Source organism: Kitasatospora sp. NBC_01302, assembly GCF_035976515.1.
Classification (GTDB): Bacteria; Actinomycetota; Actinomycetes; order Streptomycetales; family Streptomycetaceae; genus Kitasatospora.
The window spans coordinates 5,376,661-5,392,120 of the sequence record NZ_CP108404.1 but is presented as its reverse complement, the minus strand read 5'-3'; the positions used below and the strand labels follow the sequence as shown (position 1 = coordinate 5,392,120).

Here is a 15,460-nt window from a genome sequence, read left to right as displayed (position 1 = left end):
CCCCGAGTTGGGGATCCCTGTACGGAGGACCGGTAGAACCCCAGGTCAGTGCGGGTTTAGCAGGTCTCCGCTTTACCTTGTCACCGGACCCCGGGCGCGCGCAGGACGTCGGCGGGCCGTCCGGGGACGACGAGGACAACCGGCGTACGCGGTCGTGTCCATCACTCCACCGTACGCGCGTGCGACCCACCGGGCGAGGCCGTGTTCACCCATTCTGACCAGCCATGATCACGACCAGCCCGCAATGATCACGCTCCGTGCTCCGAGGGCCGGTTCTTCGCCGCCACCACCGCGTCGAAGACCTCGCGCTTGGGCCGGCCGACCGCCAGCGCCACCGCCGCGATCGCCTCCTTGCGGCGCTCGCCGGCCGCCTCCCGGGCAGCCACCCGCTCGGCCAGTTCGGCGTCCGTCAGCAGCTGCGGGGCGGCGGGCGGGGCACCGGCCACCACCACGGTGATCTCGCCGCGCACCCCCTCGGCGGCCCAGTCGGCCAGCTCGCCGAGCGGGCCGCGCTTGACCTCCTCGTAGGTCTTGGTCAGCTCGCGGCAGACCGCCGCCGGGCGCTCGGCGCCGAACGCCTCGGCCATCGCGGCCAGCGTCTCGGCGATCCGGTGCGGGGCCTCGAAGAAGACCATGGTGCGCGGTTCGGCGGCGATCTCGGCCAGCGCCCGGGAGCGGTCACCGGCCTTGCGCGGCAGGAAGCCCTCGAAGGTGAAGCGGTCCACCGGCAGCCCGGACAGCGCCAGCGCGGTGAGCACGGCGGAGGGGCCCGGCACCGCGGTGACCTTGATGCCGGCCTCGACCGCGGCGGCCACCAGGCGGTAGCCGGGGTCGGAGACCGAGGGCATCCCGGCGTCGGTGACCAGCAGCACCCGGGCTCCGCCGGTCAGCGCCTCGACCAGCTCGGGGGTGCGGCCGACCTCGTTGCCCTCGAAGTAGGAGAGCACCCGCCCGGTGGGGGTGACGCCGAGCGCCTGGGTGAGCCGGCGCAGCCGCCGGGTGTCCTCGGCCGCGATCACGTCCGCCGAGGCGAGCTCGGTGAGCAGTCGGGGCGGGGCGTCCGAGACGTCGCCGATGGGGGTTCCTGCCAGCACGAGTACACCTGTCACGCTCCCCATCCTGTCAGGCCCGCGCCCACCGGAGCGCCCCCGGACGGCCCCGGACGGCGCCCGGTGGCGCCGGACCCGCCAAGTGCGGCACCGGCGGCGAATGGTGACGAACCGGGCAGCTTCGCAGGGCGGGGGCCTGCCGTACGGCCTCGCCCCTACGATGTGCGGGTGAATGGCGAGACGGCGGCAGAGACAGCGGTGGTCGAGACCACCGCGCAGACCCCTGGCGACACCGACCAGGACGGCACGCTCCCGGAGGCCGCCGACGCGGGTGTCCCGGCCGCGCGCACGACTGCCGGGCCGGGCGGCGGCTGGCTGCGCCGGCTGGCCGCGCACGACTACCGGCCGCCGCGCCGGGCCCCGCTCGCCGACCGCCTGGTGCCGCCGATGCCGGACGGTCCCGGGGTCACCCCGAAGGAGGTCGCGCCCTCGCCGCTGCTGCTGCGGGCCGGCATCCGGCTGAACCCGCGGCTGTGGAGCTGGCTCTGCCGCTGGGCGGGCTGGCTGGGCCCGCTGGCGGTGGCGCTCTTCGGCGGCCTGCTGCGGTTCTGGCACCTGGGCAGCCCGGGCGCGGTGGTCTTCGACGAGACGTACTACGCCAAGGACGCCTACGCGCTCTGGCAGGGCGGCTACGAGACCTCCTGGCCGGACAACGCCAACGCCCAGCTGGTCTCGCATCCCCAGGTGATCCCCTACCGCACCGACCCGGCGTTCATCGTCCACCCGCCGGTCGGCAAGTGGCTGATAGGCATGGGCGAGCAGCTCTTCGGGATGCATCCGTTCGGCTGGCGGTTCATGGTCGCCCTGCTCGGCACGCTCTCGATCCTGATGCTCGCCCGGATCGCCCGCCGGCTCTTCCGCTCCACCCTGCTGGGCTGCGTGGCCGGCCTGCTGCTCTCGGTGGACGGGCTGCACTTCGTGATGAGCCGCACCGCGCTGCTCGACCTGATCGTCATGTTCTGGATCCTGGCCGCCTTCGGCTTCCTGCTGCTGGACCGGGACCACACCAGGGCCAGGATCGCCCGCCGGCTCGGCGAGCTGTCCGACCCCGACCTCGCCCACCGGCTGCGCCTGGGCCTGCGGCCCTACCGGCTGGCCGCCGGCGTCTGCGTGGGCCTGGCCTGCTCCACCAAGTGGAGCGGCATGTACGTGGCCGCCTTCTTCGGCCTGCTGACCGTCTTCTGGGACCTGGGCGCGCGCAAGCTGGCCGGTGCCCGCCGGCCGCACTGGTCCGTCCTGGTCCGCGACGGGCTGCCCGCGTTCGCCTCGATCGTGGTCGTCTCGCTGGTCGTCTACATCAGCTCCTGGTCGGGCTGGCTGGCCAGCAGCACGGCGCCGGGCAAGGGCGGCTACGGACGGGACTGGGCGGTGGGCCGGCACGGCCTGTCCACCGAGTTCGTCTCACTGCCGGTGTTCGGCAAGGTCAAGATGCCGTTCCAGGTGGACATGACCTGGGTACCGGGCGGCCTGCGGGCGCTGTGGCACTACCACGCGCAGATGTACAACTTCAACATCGGCCTCAGCACCCCCCACATGTACCAGTCCAACCCGTGGAGCTGGCTGGTGCTGGGCCGGCCGGTCTCCTTCTACTACGAGTCGCCGAAGTTCGGGGAGAGCGGCTGCAAGGCCAGCGCGTGCGCCTCCGAGGTGCTGGCGATCGGCACCCCGCTGCTGTGGTGGGCGGGCGTCATCGCGCTGGTCTACTGCCTGTACCGGTGGGCGCTGCGGCGCGACTGGCGGGCCGGCGCGGTGCTGTGCGGACTCGGCGCGGGGCTGCTGCCCTGGTTCGAGTACCAGCACCGGACCATCTTCCTGTTCTACGCGGTGGCCTTCGTGCCGTTCCTGGTGCTGGCCGTGACCATGCTGATCGGCGCCATGATCGGGCCCGCGGATGCGAGCCGCGAGCGGCGGCTGGTGGGCGGCGCGGCGGCCGGCGTGCTGGTGCTGGCCGTGATGTGGAACTTCCTCTACTTCTATCCGCTGTACACCGGGCAGGTGATTCCGATCGACGACTGGCGCTCGCGGATGTGGTTCACCAGCTGGATCTGAGGGCCCCCACCGGGCCGCTGGTACGCCCGTTCCCACCTGGGAGGTGTGTACCAGCTCTGTCACGAGGTGCCCCGCTGCGCCGGGGCACCCCCAGCGCAGGCTTAGGCTGGGCTGCCGGTTTCGGCCGGTCACCCAGTCCTCGTCGTCATCCCAAGGGGGAGCACCACCATGCGTCAGGGCGCGAAGACCGCCATCGTCAGCGCCATCGCAGCCGCCATGCTCGGCGCGGGCGGGTACGGGGCGTACTCACTGGTCGGCTCGGACAGCAAGAAGTCCGCCTCACCGGCTGCGCCCAAGCCCCGCACGGTGGTCGCCGAGTCACCCTCGCCCGACCTGGCGGCCAACGGCGCCAAGGCCTTCCTGGCCGCCTGGGCCAGCGGTGACCTGCAGGGCGCCAGCAAGCTGACCGACGACCCGGCGAGCGCGCTGGCCGCGCTGACCGCCTTCCAGCAGCAGGTGAAGCCGAGCGCGATCACCCTGACCCCGGGCGTGCCCACCACCCCCGCGGCCTTCGCCTCGGCCACCGCGCAGCCCTCCGGCGCCGCCGCCAAGCCCTCGCCGTCCGCCTCGGCCGGCGCCTCCGGCTCGCCGTCCCCGTCGGCCTCGGCCGCACCGGCCAGCCAGGTGCTGCTCACCTTCAAGTCCCACGTCGAGTTCGCGAACACCAGCAACACCTGGGACTACACCGGGTACCTCGGCATGGTGAAGATGAGCGACGGCACGGCCGCGGTGGACTGGGCGCCGACCGTGATCAACCCGCACCTCGGCCCGGGCCAGCAGATCGTCACCCAGCCGGTCTACAACCCGCCCACCCGGGTCACCGACCGCAACGGCCAGTCGCTGCAGAACTCCCCCTCGCTCACCCAGATCCTGGCGAACTTCCAGACGAACCCGCCCGCCCAGAACCCGGCCGACGCCGGCACCGGCGTGGCGATCGTGGACCCGGCGGGCAAGACCAAGCCGCAGCCGCTGTTCACCGTGATCGACCCCAAGCCCGGCCAGCCGATCAAGCTGACCATCGACGCGAACCTGCAGGCGGCCGCGCAGAAGGCGGCCGACGAGCAGTACGCCAAGGACCCGAGCCACAAGGCGGGGGTTGTCGCCATCGAGCCGAGCACCGGCAACGTCCTGGCGGTCGCGAACTCGCCGGCGACCGGGTTCAACATGGCGCTCCAGGGCCAGACCGCGCCCGGCTCCACGATGAAGGTGATCACCGCCAGCGCGCTGCTGGAGGCCGGGGTTGACCCGAACGCGACCATGCCCTGCCCGCTCAGCTACGGCAGCGGCACGATCTACCACAACGACGCCAACTTCAAGGCCGACGAGCCCAACAACACGTTCATGCAGGACTTCACCATCTCCTGCAACACCGCCTTCATCAAGCAGAGCATGGCCAGCCTGAAGTCCGGTCAGCTCAACAAGCAGGCCTCGGACGTGTTCGGGATCGGGCAGAACTGGAAGATCGGCTTCCCCACCTTCGACGGCTCGGTTCCCGGCGCGGGCCAGAGCACGGACGAGACCGAGGGCGAGTACTTCGGCCAGGGCAAGGACCTGATGAACCCGCTGACCATGGCCTCGGTCGCGGCGACCGTGGAGAGCGGCACCTTCAAGCAGCCGGTCCTGGTGGCGGGCATGCCGCAGCTGCCGGCCGCCCGGCAGCTGTCGCCGGACACCCTGACCAAGCTGCGCTCGATGATGAACAGCGTGATGACCAACCCGTCGGGCACCGCGTACAACGCGCTGCAGGGCGTCAGCGGCAACATCGGCGGCAAGACCGGCACCGCCGAGACCTCCAGCGACCCCAAGGCCGCCACCAACAGCTGGTTCACCGGCTACCGGGACAACCTGGCGGTCTCCGTCGAGGTGATCAACGGCGGCTTCGGCGCCGACGCCGCGGTGCCTGCCGCGGCCGAGGTGCTCAAGGTCGGCAACGGGAGCTGACCGGTCCGATCGTCCGACGAGACCCCCGTGCCCGCCGTCCTGGCGGGCACGGGGGTCTCGTCGTCAGGTTCCGTACACCGCCGCCACGTTGTCCTGCGGCGGGTGCGCCGCACCCGCCGGGCCGGCCACGAAGGCCTGCAGCAGGTTCTCCGTCACCCGCTGGGTCATCGCCGCGGTCCGGGCGTCCATCGCGTGGTCCGCACCCGAACTGCCGTCGCCGCTGGCGTCCAGCGACTCCACCCAGCGCATGGTGCCGCTGGCGAAGACGCCGGCCCCGCTGGGCGCGCGGTAGAAGGCGGTGTCGCTGAAGCTCTTGCGGCCCTCGCAGACCACCGGCGAGTGGGCCAGGATCTCGATCGGGCGCGGCGTGTCGAAGCCGGTGTTCACCCGGTCGTACTCGACCCCGACCAGGTGCGCGAAGCTGTCGCCGGCCTGCACGCCGGTGCCGGCGAAGAGCCAGTGGCCCGGGTCGCCCACCACGTAGGGCGCGTCCACCGGGTAGCCGTCGTAGATCACGCCGAGCAGCGAGCTCTCCGGGTCGGCGTGCGGGGCCACCCGGTAGTCGTTGGTCGGCAGCCCGCCGGCCTTGTAGCCCGGGTCCTGCTGGAAGGAGTCCTTGTAGCAGACCACCTGCCGGTCCGGGCCGGTCGGCGAGGGATCGTAACGCACCCGGCGGAAGCAGCAGTTGGCGCCCAGGATCGCCAGGTTGGTCCCGGCGTCCCGGGCCGCGGCCACGTTGGCGCGCTGCTCGGGCGACCAGTACTCGTCGTGCCCGAGCGAGAGCACCGCGAGCGCGCCCTTGAGCAGGCCAGGCTGCCCGGCCAGGTCGGTGCTGGTGGTGTACGCCAGCGGCAGCCCGAGCCGCTCGGCCAGGGCTATCAGCGGCGTCTCGTAGACCATGAAGAGCCCGGCGCCGTCGTACTCGTGGTACGGGCGGTCGAAGGAGACGACCAGCGAGCGGGTCGCGTACGCGCCGTTCTCGCCGTTGTAGAGGTTGTAGCCGCTCCAGGTGTTGTAGGCCTGCCAGGTGGCCACGGCGTTCACCACCACCAGCTTCCCGGCGGTCACCGCCGAGCGGACGGTGACCGGCACGTACCGCTGCCCGGCGCCGTCCGCGGCGTCCAGCCGCAGCAGGTAGCTGCCCTCGGGCCAGCCGGTGGTGTCCACCGTGGTGCTCTTCGACCAGTCGGTGCTGATCATCCGGGTGCGCGGGTCCAGGGCGGCGGCCGACTGCTTCGTCCCCGGCAGCTGGTCGGACTGCCAGACCAGCCGGCCGCGCGCGCCGCCGTACCAGCCCATCCGGTAGGCCGAGACCTTGTAGCCGGGCGCGGTGGTGGAGACGTGCAGACCGAAGCTCTCGCCCGGCAGCACGCTGACCTTGTCCGCCCAGCCCTCGATGGCCTGGTCGGGACCGGCGTTGCCGATCCGCCAATCGGGGTTGCCCGGCTTGTCGTTCTCCCGCTGCGGGCTCGGCGCGGCGCTGCCCGTGCCGCCCGGGGCCGCGCCGGAGGAGCCACCGGCACCGCTGCTCGCCGTCGCGGCCAGGGCCCGGTTCGCCGACCCGGAGCCGGTCCCACAGGCCGTCAGGCCCACCCCGGCCGCGGCCCCGCCGGCCAGACCGAGGAACCGCCGCCGGCCGGTCCCCCGTCGCGCGGCACGCTCGTCAAGGGGCCGCCCATCAGGGGCCCGTTCCTCGGGGGACCGCTCCTCGGGGGATTCCTGCCCGGTCATCCGACTGCCTCCCAAGCACTCCGGTCGGACGCGACACGGGCGCCCTCACACGTGGTCAGCGCCCGCTAGTGGACCACCGCGACGCCTTCGGTCTCCACCGTACGTGCGGTCCCTGAGAGCCGCCCGGTCCAGGAGCGGGCGGCCAGTCGGGGCCAGATCGCCAGCACGGCGGGCAGCGCGAGGTAGCCGAACCGCCCGGCCGGCGCCAGCATGAAGGCGATCGTCAGCCCGCCGGCCAGCAGGTCGGCCGCGGCCACCGCCGAGGTCGGCGGTCTCAGCAGCAGCCAGCCGGCCACCGCCACCCCGCCCAGCACCATCAGCACGATCGAGATGGTGTGCCCCACCGGGCCGAGGTCGGCCAGCACCTTGCCGGGCAACGGGCTGCCGGCCGGGGTGCGCACCGCGGCCAGGCCGAGCGGGAAGCGGATCACCTGGTTGAGGAAGTTCTGGGTCCGGGTCAGCGCGAACGGCAGGATCACCGCCGCGCCCACCAGCACGGCGGTCAGCGCGGCCCGGCCGGCCGGGCGCCGCCCGTAGAGCCGCCAGAGCAGCAGGACGGCCACCGGCAGCGCCGGCCAGGCGGTCCATTTGAGGGTGCAGGCCAGCGCCAGCACCAGCCCCGCGGCGATCGCCCGCCCGCGGGCGGCCAGCGCCATCGCCAGGCAGCAGACGCCGATCAGCGGCAGGTCCACCCCGCCGACGGCCAGCGTCAGCGCGATCAGCGGCGAGCCGGTGAGCACGCCGAGCGGCAGCAGCGCGGAGTACTGGCGGGTGGGCCGCAGCAGCCGCCAGCTGATGGTCAGACAGCCCAGGAAGCTGAGGGCGAACCAGATCCTGGCGTCGCCGAACACCCGGCAGAGCAGGCCGTCCGTGCCGAGCAGGGCGCGCGGCAGCCCGAACAGCGCCATGGCCGGCAGGTAGGGGTTGAAGTCGGTGACCTTCGCCGGATGCGGCAGGTAGGGCGTGCCGGTGTGCAGCAGCAGCTGGGCGGAGCGCTCGACCACCATCACCTCGGACTGGTGGTGCCCCTGCGCGGCCAGCACGCCGAGCGGCAGCAGCACCGCGCCGAGCAGCGCGATCACGGCGGCCACCCGCCCGGCCCAGGGGCGCGGCAGGGTGACCACGGCCAGCCCCGCCAGCAGGTAGGCGGGAGCGGCGACGCTCCCCCAGAGCCGCTGGTTGGCCAGGTCGGAGACGATCGGGAAGGCCGCCGCCCAGCCGGCCGCGACCAGACAGCCGAACAGGTGCACCGAACGCATCCCGCCCAGCCGCATGCCCAGCGCCGCGATCCGCTGACCGCGCCCGGACCCCACGGGATCGGTGGCACTCTCCGTCGGACGCTGCCGGGGCAGTGCCGAGCGCGGCGCCGCACCGGCCTCGAGGCGGGTGCGGTGGCCGACCGGGTGGCCGCCGGGGTATCCCGCGGGTCGGCCGGCGGGCGCCTTCGTGCCGCGTCGGACGCCGAACCGGCCGCGGGCCCGAGGGGCGCCGGACGAACGGGTGGTCACCATGGGGGAAGGTTATTTCGGTGAACCGCCCGCTGTCCTCAGACTGCGGGGGCTAGCCAGATCGCAATCCATCCGTTAGAGCGTCAGTCGAACGCACGCTCCGGTACGGCGGACGCACGCGTGGTGAGCTCCAGCCGGGAGTGTCGGATGCCGTAGCCGAAGTAGGCAGCGGCCGCGATCAGCAGCGCGACGCCGAAGAAGAGGAAGGTCAGCGGGTGCAGCCCGCGGATCAGGTACAGGCAGAACCCCACGCTGAGCAGCGGCGTGACGGGGTACCCGGGCACCTTGAAGCCGCGCTGCAGCCCGGGGCTGCGCCGCCGCAGCACGATCACGCCCACCGAGACCACCGCGAAGGCGCACAGGGTACCCAGGCTGGTCAGATCGGTGAGGATGTCGAGCGGGACGAATGCGGCCAGCAGGGCGACGGCCAGGCTGACCACCAGGGTGTTCCAGACCGGCGTGCCGGTGCGTGCGGAGACCCGGGCGAAGCGCGCGGGCAGCATCCCGTCGCGGCCCATCGAGTACAGGATCCGGGTCTGGCCGTAGATCACCACCAGGGTGACGCTGAAGATCGAGACGATCGCGCCGAGCGCGAAGATCAGGGCCGGCCAGGTCTGCCCGGTGAGGTCCTGCAGGATCTGCGCCAGCCCGGCCTCCTGCCCGCCGAACTTCTGCCAGGGCTGGGCGCCGATCGCCACCAGCGCGACCGCGACGTAGAGCAGGGTGACCACCACCAGCGAGATGATGATCGCCCGCGGCAGGGTGCGGCGCGGGTCGCGGACCTCCTCGCCGGCGGTGGAGACGGCGTCCAGGCCGATGAAGGAGAAGAAGATGCCGGAGGCGGCGGTGCCGACGCCGCCGATGCCCAGCGGCATGAAGTCGTGCAGGTTGCCCGAGTGGAAGCCGGTCAGGCCGACCGCGACGAAGAGGCCCAGCACCACGATCTTGATCGCCACCATGGCCGCGTTCACCTTGGCGCTCTCGCTGACCCCGCGCACCAGCAGCAGGCAGACCAGGGCCACCAGGACCACCGCGGGCAGGTTGAAGACCCCGCCGTCGCCGGGCGGCTGCGCCAGCCAGTCCGGGATGGTGACGCCGAAGGCCAGCTGGCAGAACTTGTTCAGGTACTGCCCCCAGCTGACCGCGATCGCCGAGGCCGAGACCCCGTACTCCAGCAGCAGGCAGACCCCGACCACGTAGGCGGTGGCCTCGCCGAGGGTCGCGTAGGCGTAGCTGTACGAGGAGCCGGAGACCGGGATCGCGGAGGCCAGCTCGGCGTAGCAGAGCGCGGTCAGGCCGGCGGTGACCGCGGCCAGCACGAAGGAGAGCACCACGGCCGGGCCGGCCTCGGGCACCGCCGAGCTGAGCACGAAGAAGATCCCGGTGCCGACCGTGGCCCCGATGCCGATCGCCGACAGCTGCCACAGACCGATCGTGCGGCGCAGACCGCTCTGGGCACCGCCGCCGGTGCTCTCGGCGATCAGGGTCTCGACCGGCTTGCGCCGCAGCATGCGCTGAGCGAGGGGGGCGGTGCTGGGCACGACGGGCTCTCTTCCGGGGTTATGCATAAATATCAGTAACGAAGCATACATAACACCATCAGGCCGCACGGCACCCGGGCCGCTCGCTCCCGGCCCTCTTCGCCCTCGAACCACCCCTGGCCGGCCCCGGCCGGACCCCGGCTCAGCCCGTGGAGCCAAGCACCGCCTGCATGACCGACTTGGCGATCGGCGCCGCCAGCTGGCCGCCTGTGACATCGGTCGCATTGCTGTCCGCGATCACCACGGCGACCGCCACCGGCGGCACGTCCGAGGAGCCGGCCGGCTTGGCCCAGGAGATGAACCAGGCGTACGGCGTCCCGGAGTTGTCCACCCCGTGCTGGGCGGTCCCGGTCTTGCCGCCGACCGTGGCGCCGGGGATCCGGGCGTTGCGACCCGTCCCGTTCTGCACCACGTCGGTCATCAGCTGCTGCACCTGACCGGCCACCGCGGGGCTCATCGCCTGCTTGTAGGTGCGCGGCTTCATCAGCTGGACCGTGTCGCCGTCGGACTTCGCCAGCTTGTCCACAAGCTGGGGATACATCACCGTGCCGTTGTTGGCCACGCCCGCCGCGACCATCGCCATCACCAGCGGGGTGGCGGCGGTGTCGAACTGGCCGATCGAGGAGAGCGCCACCTGGGACTGGTTCATCTGGGTGTCGAAGTTGCTCCGTGCGGCGCGCACCGGGATGTCGAGCTTCGGGTCGTTGAAGCCGAAGTTCTCGGCCATCGCCGTCATCTTGTCCAGCCCGGTCTGCACGCCCAGGTTGCCCATGACGCTGTTGCAGGAGAGCGTCATCGCGGTGTCCAGGTCGATGTTCGGCTGGTCGCAGGAGCTGGTGTCGTTGACCAGCGTGGTGGTGGTGCCCGGCAGCACGTAGGGGTAGGGCGTGCTGGTCGGCGCGTTGATGTCGGTGACCACCCCGTTCGCCAGCGCCGCCGCGGCGGTGACCACCTTGAAGGTGGAACCGGGCGGGTAGGTCTGCCGCAGCGCCCGGTTGAGCATCGGCTGGTCACTGTCGGCCTGCAGCTTGGTCCAGGCGCTCTGGTCGGCGCTGCTCGTCCCGGCGAACGTGCCCGGGTCGTAGGACGGGGTGCTGGCCAGCGCCAGGATCCGCCCGGTGCTCGGCTCGATCGCGGCCACCGCGCCCTTCTGGTTGCCCAGCCCCTGCATCGCGGCCTGCTGGGCGGCGGCGTTGATGGTGGTGTAGATGTCGCCGCCCGGGTTCTGCTTGCGGGCGATCGCGTTCCAGACCGCCCACCCGTCCAACCGGGAGTCGGTGCCGGAGAGGATGCCGTCCTCGGTGCCCTCCAGCTGGGTGTTGCCGTAGATCTGCGAGGAGTAGCCGGTGACGGCGGCGTACTGCTGGCCGGCGGTGTAGGTGCGCTTGTAGTTGAAGCGCCCGCCGGTGGGCGCGGAACCGGTGATCGGGGTGTCACCGACCAGGATGTTCCCGCGCGGCTGGGAGTAGCGCTCGATGGTCAGGCGCTGGTTGGCCGGGTTGTGGTCGTACCCCTTGGCCTGGAAGACCTGGATCCGGGTGGCCTGGGCGGCCAGCAGCAGGATCAGCACCAGGCAGAACAGGCCGGCCCGGCGCCCGGTGATCGAGATACCCGGCAGCCCCTGGGGGCCGTCGCCCCGGCCGCGCGATCGACGGGCCATCAGCGGGCCACCTCCGGTGGTTCGGACTGCGCACGGGCGGACCCGGGCGGGGCGGGACGGCGCGCGAGGTCGCTCATCCGGACCAGCAGCGCCACGATGATCCAGTTGGTCACCACCGAGGAGCCGCCCTGGGCGATGAACGGCAGCGTGGCCCCGGTCAGCGGGATCAGCGCGAGCACCCCGCCGGCCACCACGAAGACCTGCAGTCCGACCGCGGCGGCCAGCCCGATCGCCAGCAGCCGGCCGAACGGGTCGCGCAGCGCGATCCCGATCCGGAAGCCGCGCGAGATCAGCAGGAGATAGAGGAGCAGCACCGCCACCAGGCCGACCAGGCCGAGCTCCTCGCCGATGGTGGCGAAGATGAAGTCGGACTTGGCGGCGAACCCGATCAGCGCCGAGTGGCCGAGCCCGAGCCCGGCCCCCAGCAGCCCGCCCCAGGCGAAGGCGAAGAGCGACTGCGCGATCTGGTTGGCGCCCTGCCCGGCCGCCACCGAGGCGAGCGGGTGCAGCCACTGGTCGACCCGGGAGTGCACGTGCGGCGACAGCCAGCCGACCACCACCACGCCGGCCGCGGCCAGCACCAGGCCGATCGCGATCCAGCTGATCCGGGCGGTGGCCACGTAGAGCATCACCACGAAGATCCCGAAGTAGAGCAGCGACATGCCGAGGTCGGTCTCCACGACCAGCACGCCGATGAACGCCGCCCAGACCAGCAGCACCGGGCCGAGCACCCGCCCCGGTGGCAACGTCCAGTTCTGATTCCTGCTGGGCCAGATCCGCCGGCCGGTCAGCGCCAGCGCGTCGCGGTGCGCGGCCAGGTACGCGGCGAAGAAGATCACCAGCAGGATCTTGGCGAACTCGCCCGGCTGGATCGAGAAGGGGCCGACGGTGATCCAGATCCGCGAGCCGTACACGGCCGGGAAGAAGATCGGCACCACCAGCAGCACCAGGGCCACCAGCGCCCCGCTGTAGGCGTAGCGCTGCAGCAGGCGGTGGTCGCGCAGCAGCAGGATCACCGCGATGCACAGCCCCACCCCGAGGGTGGACCAGAGCAGTTGGGTGGGCGCCGCCGAACTGTGCGGGGTGGTGCGGTCCAGCCGGTAGATGACGACCAGTCCGATCCCGTTGAGCAGCACCGCGATCGGCAGCGGCAGCGGGTCGGCGTACCTGGCCTTCCAGCGGATCACCCCGTGCGCGAGCAGCGCGAGCACGCCGAGCGCCGCGCCGTACTCGGCCGCGTCCTTGGGAACCGTGCCGTCGATGTTGAGCCCGACCTCGATGTACCCGAACACCGCGATCGCCACCGCGGCCAGCACCAGGACGAGTTCGACGTTGCGGCCGGTTCTGGGACGCGGCCCGGACGGCTCGCCGCGCGCGGCGGTGACGGCGGATGTGGCCATGGGCGACCGCTGCTCCTGTCTGGCGCGACGTCAGGGAGTTCTGCGGGCGATTGTAACCTAATGTCCTATTTTATGTTGACTTTACGTCAGTCGTCTGATCCACCCTGTTCAGTCCGATGCCCCGGCGGGCTCGGCCGCATGCATGAGAACGGCGGCGAGCGGAGTGTTCCGCTCGCCGCCGCTGGGATCGGCCGGCCGCCGCCGGGTCAGATGCAGACCGAGTTGGGCCACCGGTCGACCAGCAGCACCGAGAGCATCTCGTGCAGTTGTTCGCGCCCACCCGCCGACAGCCGGGCGAAGAAGGCGAGCTCGGCCTCCTCGGCCACCTGCTGGGTCTCGGCCAGCGCCGCGCGGCCGGCCTCGGTGATGCCGAGGATGTAGCGGCGCCGGTCGGCCGGGTTGCGCCGGCGCTCGACGTGCCCGGCCTTCTCCAAGTCGTCGATCAGGGCGACCACCGTGGTCGGGTCCAGGTTGATCACCTGGCTGAGGTCCTGCTGGGAGAGCTCGGCCTCGCCGGAGAGCGCGGCCAGCACCAGGAAGTTGCGGAGCTTGAACCCGGCCGCGCCGAGCGCCGCGTCGACCTCCTGCTCGATCAGCAGCCCGGCCTTGTGCAGCAGGATGCCGGTGTGATCGGCGAGCGGGAAGTCGTGGCGCAGCGTGGCGGGGGCGCTCGCCGCGGTGGCGGCGGGGCGCTGGGGCGCCGGCTGGGTGCGGGGCATCGGGGGATCTCCCATCCATCGGGAGTCCGGGGCTCCAGGCCAGGTCGTGCCGCAGTCCCATGAACTCTTGGACTCTTGGATTCGTGGATTTCCCGAATCCTGCCAAGAATCTATCATCGGCCCTTTCGACCATCAATGAATCGCGGCATGCCCGGCGCTCCGCCGGCGAGCCTCAGTGGCCCAGCTCGGCGCCGGCCAGCGCGCTCTCGTGCAGGTCGCGGCCGCGGATGAAGAGGAAGCCGGCCACCGCACCGACCGCCGCCACCGCACCGCAGCCGATCAGCACGTCGGTCAGCCCGTGCACGAAGGCCTCGCGCGCCGCCGTCTGGACCCCCGCCCGCAGCGGCCCCGGCACCGAGGCGGCCAGGGTGCGGCCCGCCCCGGCGGCCACCGCCTGACCCGCCGCGCCGGCCTGCGGCCCGAGCGCGGCCCCGGCCGCGGAGTGGGCGAAGGAGTCGGCCACCCGGTGCTGGAAGAGCGCGCCGAAGCCGGCGATACCGATCGCGATCCCCACCTGCTGAAAGGTTTCGCCGATCCCGGCCGCCATGCCCGCCTTGGCCGGCTCGGCCACTCCGATCGCCAGCGAGGAGCGCGGCGGGTTGAACATGCCCATCCCCAGACCGGTGAGCAGCATGGCCGGCAGCAGCGCGAGCCAGCTGCTGCCCGGCTTGACCAGGGTCACCAGGAAGAGGCCGGCCGACATCAGGGTGACCGCGGAGCCGACCAGCAGCCGCGGCGCGACCGAGGCGGTCAGGCTGCCGGTGACCGCGGCGGCGACGAAGAGCGTCAGGGTCAGCGGCAGGAAGCGCAGCCCGGTGGCGAGCGGCGAGTAGCCGAGCACGTTCTGCATGTACGACACCTCCAGGAAGATCGCCGACATGCCGGCCGCGTTCGCCAGCAGGGTGGCCACCGAGATGCCGTTGAAGGTGACGTTGCGGAACAGGCCTAGGTCGAGCATGGCCGCCGCGCCGAGCCGGCGCTCGATCAGCACGAACACGGCCAGCAGCAGTGCCGCGCCGCCGAACATGCCGATGATCGGCGCGCTGGTCCAGCCCTCGGCCTCGCCGCGCAGGAAGCCCAGCACCAGCAGGGCGAGCGCGGCCGAGAAGACCACCAGACCGCCCCAGTCCACCCGGTGCGCGGCCGGGTCGCGCGACTCGGTGATCCGCAGCGCGCCGAGCACCATCGCGACCAGGCCGATCGGCACGTTCACCAGGAAGATCCAGCGCCAGCCGATCCCGTCGGTGAGCGCGCCGCCGATCAGCGGGCCGAAGGCGATCGCGAGGCCGGAGACCCCGCCGAAGACGCCGAACGCCAGCGCCCGGTCCTTGCCGCGGAACTCCTGTCCGATCAGCGCCGGACCGACCGCGAAGAGCACCGCCGCACCCACTCCCTGCACGCCGCGGGCCAGGTTGAGCGCCAGGATGTCCGGCGCCGCCCCGCAGGCCAGCGAGGCCGCGGTGAAGACGACGAAGCCGACCCCGTACACCCGCTTGCGCCCCAGCCGGTCGGCCAGCGAACCGCCGGTGAGCAGGAAGGCGGCCAGGGTCAGCGCGTAGGCGTCGAGCACCCACTGCAGCGCGGAGAAGTCGGCGTGCAGCGCGGTGCGCAGGTCGGGCAGCGCCACGTTCACCACGGTCAGGTCGAGCATCAGCATAAACGTGGCGATCGAGACGATGCCGAGCGTCCACCAGCGGCCGGGGGACCTGACCGGTGGTGCGGCGGAGGCGGCATCCGCCTCGGTGACGGTCGGTGCGACGGACATCGTAACCCCCAGTGATAGGAAAACAAATCATCTAGAT

10 protein-coding genes are annotated in these 15,460 nt (G+C 72.2%); 2 read left to right on the top strand and 8 right to left on the bottom strand.

Features of this window, described 5'->3' with window-relative positions; genetic code table 11:
• Positions 1 to 248 precede the first annotated feature (248 nt).
• Complete coding sequence (gene rsmI / locus OG294_RS23475; protein ID WP_327068506.1) at positions 249 to 1,109, bottom strand: 16S rRNA (cytidine(1402)-2'-O)-methyltransferase; 861 nt, start codon at positions 1,107 to 1,109, stop codon at positions 249 to 251.
• A 198-nt stretch (positions 1,110 to 1,307) separates the two neighbouring features.
• Between rsmI and OG294_RS23470 the strand changes: the two genes are divergently transcribed.
• Both OG294_RS23470 and OG294_RS23465 read left to right on the top strand, forming a co-directional pair.
• On the top strand, positions 1,308 to 3,158 hold the full coding sequence (locus OG294_RS23470; RefSeq protein ID WP_442789356.1) for a dolichyl-phosphate-mannose--protein mannosyltransferase: 1,851 nt from the start codon (positions 1,308 to 1,310) through the stop codon (positions 3,156 to 3,158).
• Between the two features lie 168 nt (positions 3,159 to 3,326).
• On the top strand, positions 3,327 to 5,099 hold the full coding sequence (locus tag OG294_RS23465; RefSeq protein WP_327068504.1) for a penicillin-binding transpeptidase domain-containing protein: 1,773 nt from the start codon (positions 3,327 to 3,329) through the stop codon (positions 5,097 to 5,099).
• Positions 5,100 to 5,162: 63 nt separating this feature from the next.
• Here OG294_RS23465 and OG294_RS23460 read toward each other — a convergent pair whose 3' ends face one another.
• The 7 genes from OG294_RS23460 to OG294_RS23430 form a co-directional block, all read right to left on the bottom strand.
• The gene (locus OG294_RS23460) at positions 5,163 to 6,830 is read right to left on the bottom strand and encodes a N,N-dimethylformamidase beta subunit family domain-containing protein (protein WP_327068503.1); all 1,668 of its coding nucleotides are present in this window, start codon (positions 6,828 to 6,830) and stop codon (positions 5,163 to 5,165) included.
• A gap of 65 nt (positions 6,831 to 6,895) precedes the next feature.
• The gene (locus tag OG294_RS23455) at positions 6,896 to 8,341 is read right to left on the bottom strand and encodes a glycosyltransferase 87 family protein (RefSeq protein WP_327068502.1); all 1,446 of its coding nucleotides are present in this window, start codon (positions 8,339 to 8,341) and stop codon (positions 6,896 to 6,898) included.
• Positions 8,342 to 8,421: 80 nt separating this feature from the next.
• Complete coding sequence (locus OG294_RS23450; RefSeq protein WP_442789201.1) at positions 8,422 to 9,930, bottom strand: APC family permease; 1,509 nt, start codon at positions 9,928 to 9,930, stop codon at positions 8,422 to 8,424.
• 91 nt (positions 9,931 to 10,021) lie between these two features.
• Entirely contained in the window at positions 10,022 to 11,539 is a 1,518-nt protein-coding gene (locus tag OG294_RS23445; protein ID WP_327068500.1) for a penicillin-binding transpeptidase domain-containing protein, read from the bottom strand.
• A complete protein-coding gene (locus OG294_RS23440; RefSeq protein ID WP_327068499.1) occupies positions 11,539 to 12,939 on the bottom strand; it encodes an FtsW/RodA/SpoVE family cell cycle protein in 1,401 nt (466 codons plus the stop codon). The genes OG294_RS23445 and OG294_RS23440 overlap by 1 nt, the downstream gene beginning before the upstream one ends.
• Before the next feature lie 206 nt (positions 12,940 to 13,145).
• A complete protein-coding gene (locus OG294_RS23435) occupies positions 13,146 to 13,658 on the bottom strand; it encodes a MarR family winged helix-turn-helix transcriptional regulator (protein WP_327068498.1) in 513 nt (170 codons plus the stop codon).
• A 172-nt stretch (positions 13,659 to 13,830) separates the two neighbouring features.
• Complete coding sequence (locus OG294_RS23430) at positions 13,831 to 15,423, bottom strand: MFS transporter (protein WP_327068497.1); 1,593 nt, start codon at positions 15,421 to 15,423, stop codon at positions 13,831 to 13,833.
• Positions 15,424 to 15,460: the final 37 nt, after the last annotated feature.

Excerpts from the sequence above, each read along its gene's own strand:
- OG294_RS23435 (WP_327068498.1), bottom strand. The coding sequence starts at position 13,658 with ATGCCCCGCACCCAGCCGGCGCCCCAGCGCCCCGCCGCCACCGCGGCG.
- OG294_RS23445 (WP_327068500.1), bottom strand. The coding sequence starts at position 11,539 with ATGGCCCGTCGATCGCGCGGCCGGGGCGACGGCCCCCAGGGGCTGCCG.
- OG294_RS23455 (WP_327068502.1), bottom strand. The coding sequence starts at position 8,341 with ATGGTGACCACCCGTTCGTCCGGCGCCCCTCGGGCCCGCGGCCGGTTC.
- OG294_RS23460 (WP_327068503.1), bottom strand. The coding sequence starts at position 6,830 with ATGACCGGGCAGGAATCCCCCGAGGAGCGGTCCCCCGAGGAACGGGCC.
- OG294_RS23465 (WP_327068504.1), top strand. The coding sequence starts at position 3,327 with ATGCGTCAGGGCGCGAAGACCGCCATCGTCAGCGCCATCGCAGCCGCC.
- OG294_RS23430 (WP_327068497.1), bottom strand. The coding sequence starts at position 15,423 with ATGTCCGTCGCACCGACCGTCACCGAGGCGGATGCCGCCTCCGCCGCA.
- OG294_RS23450 (WP_442789201.1), bottom strand. The coding sequence starts at position 9,930 with ATGTATGCTTCGTTACTGATATTTATGCATAACCCCGGAAGAGAGCCC.
- OG294_RS23440 (WP_327068499.1), bottom strand. The coding sequence starts at position 12,939 with ATGGCCACATCCGCCGTCACCGCCGCGCGCGGCGAGCCGTCCGGGCCG.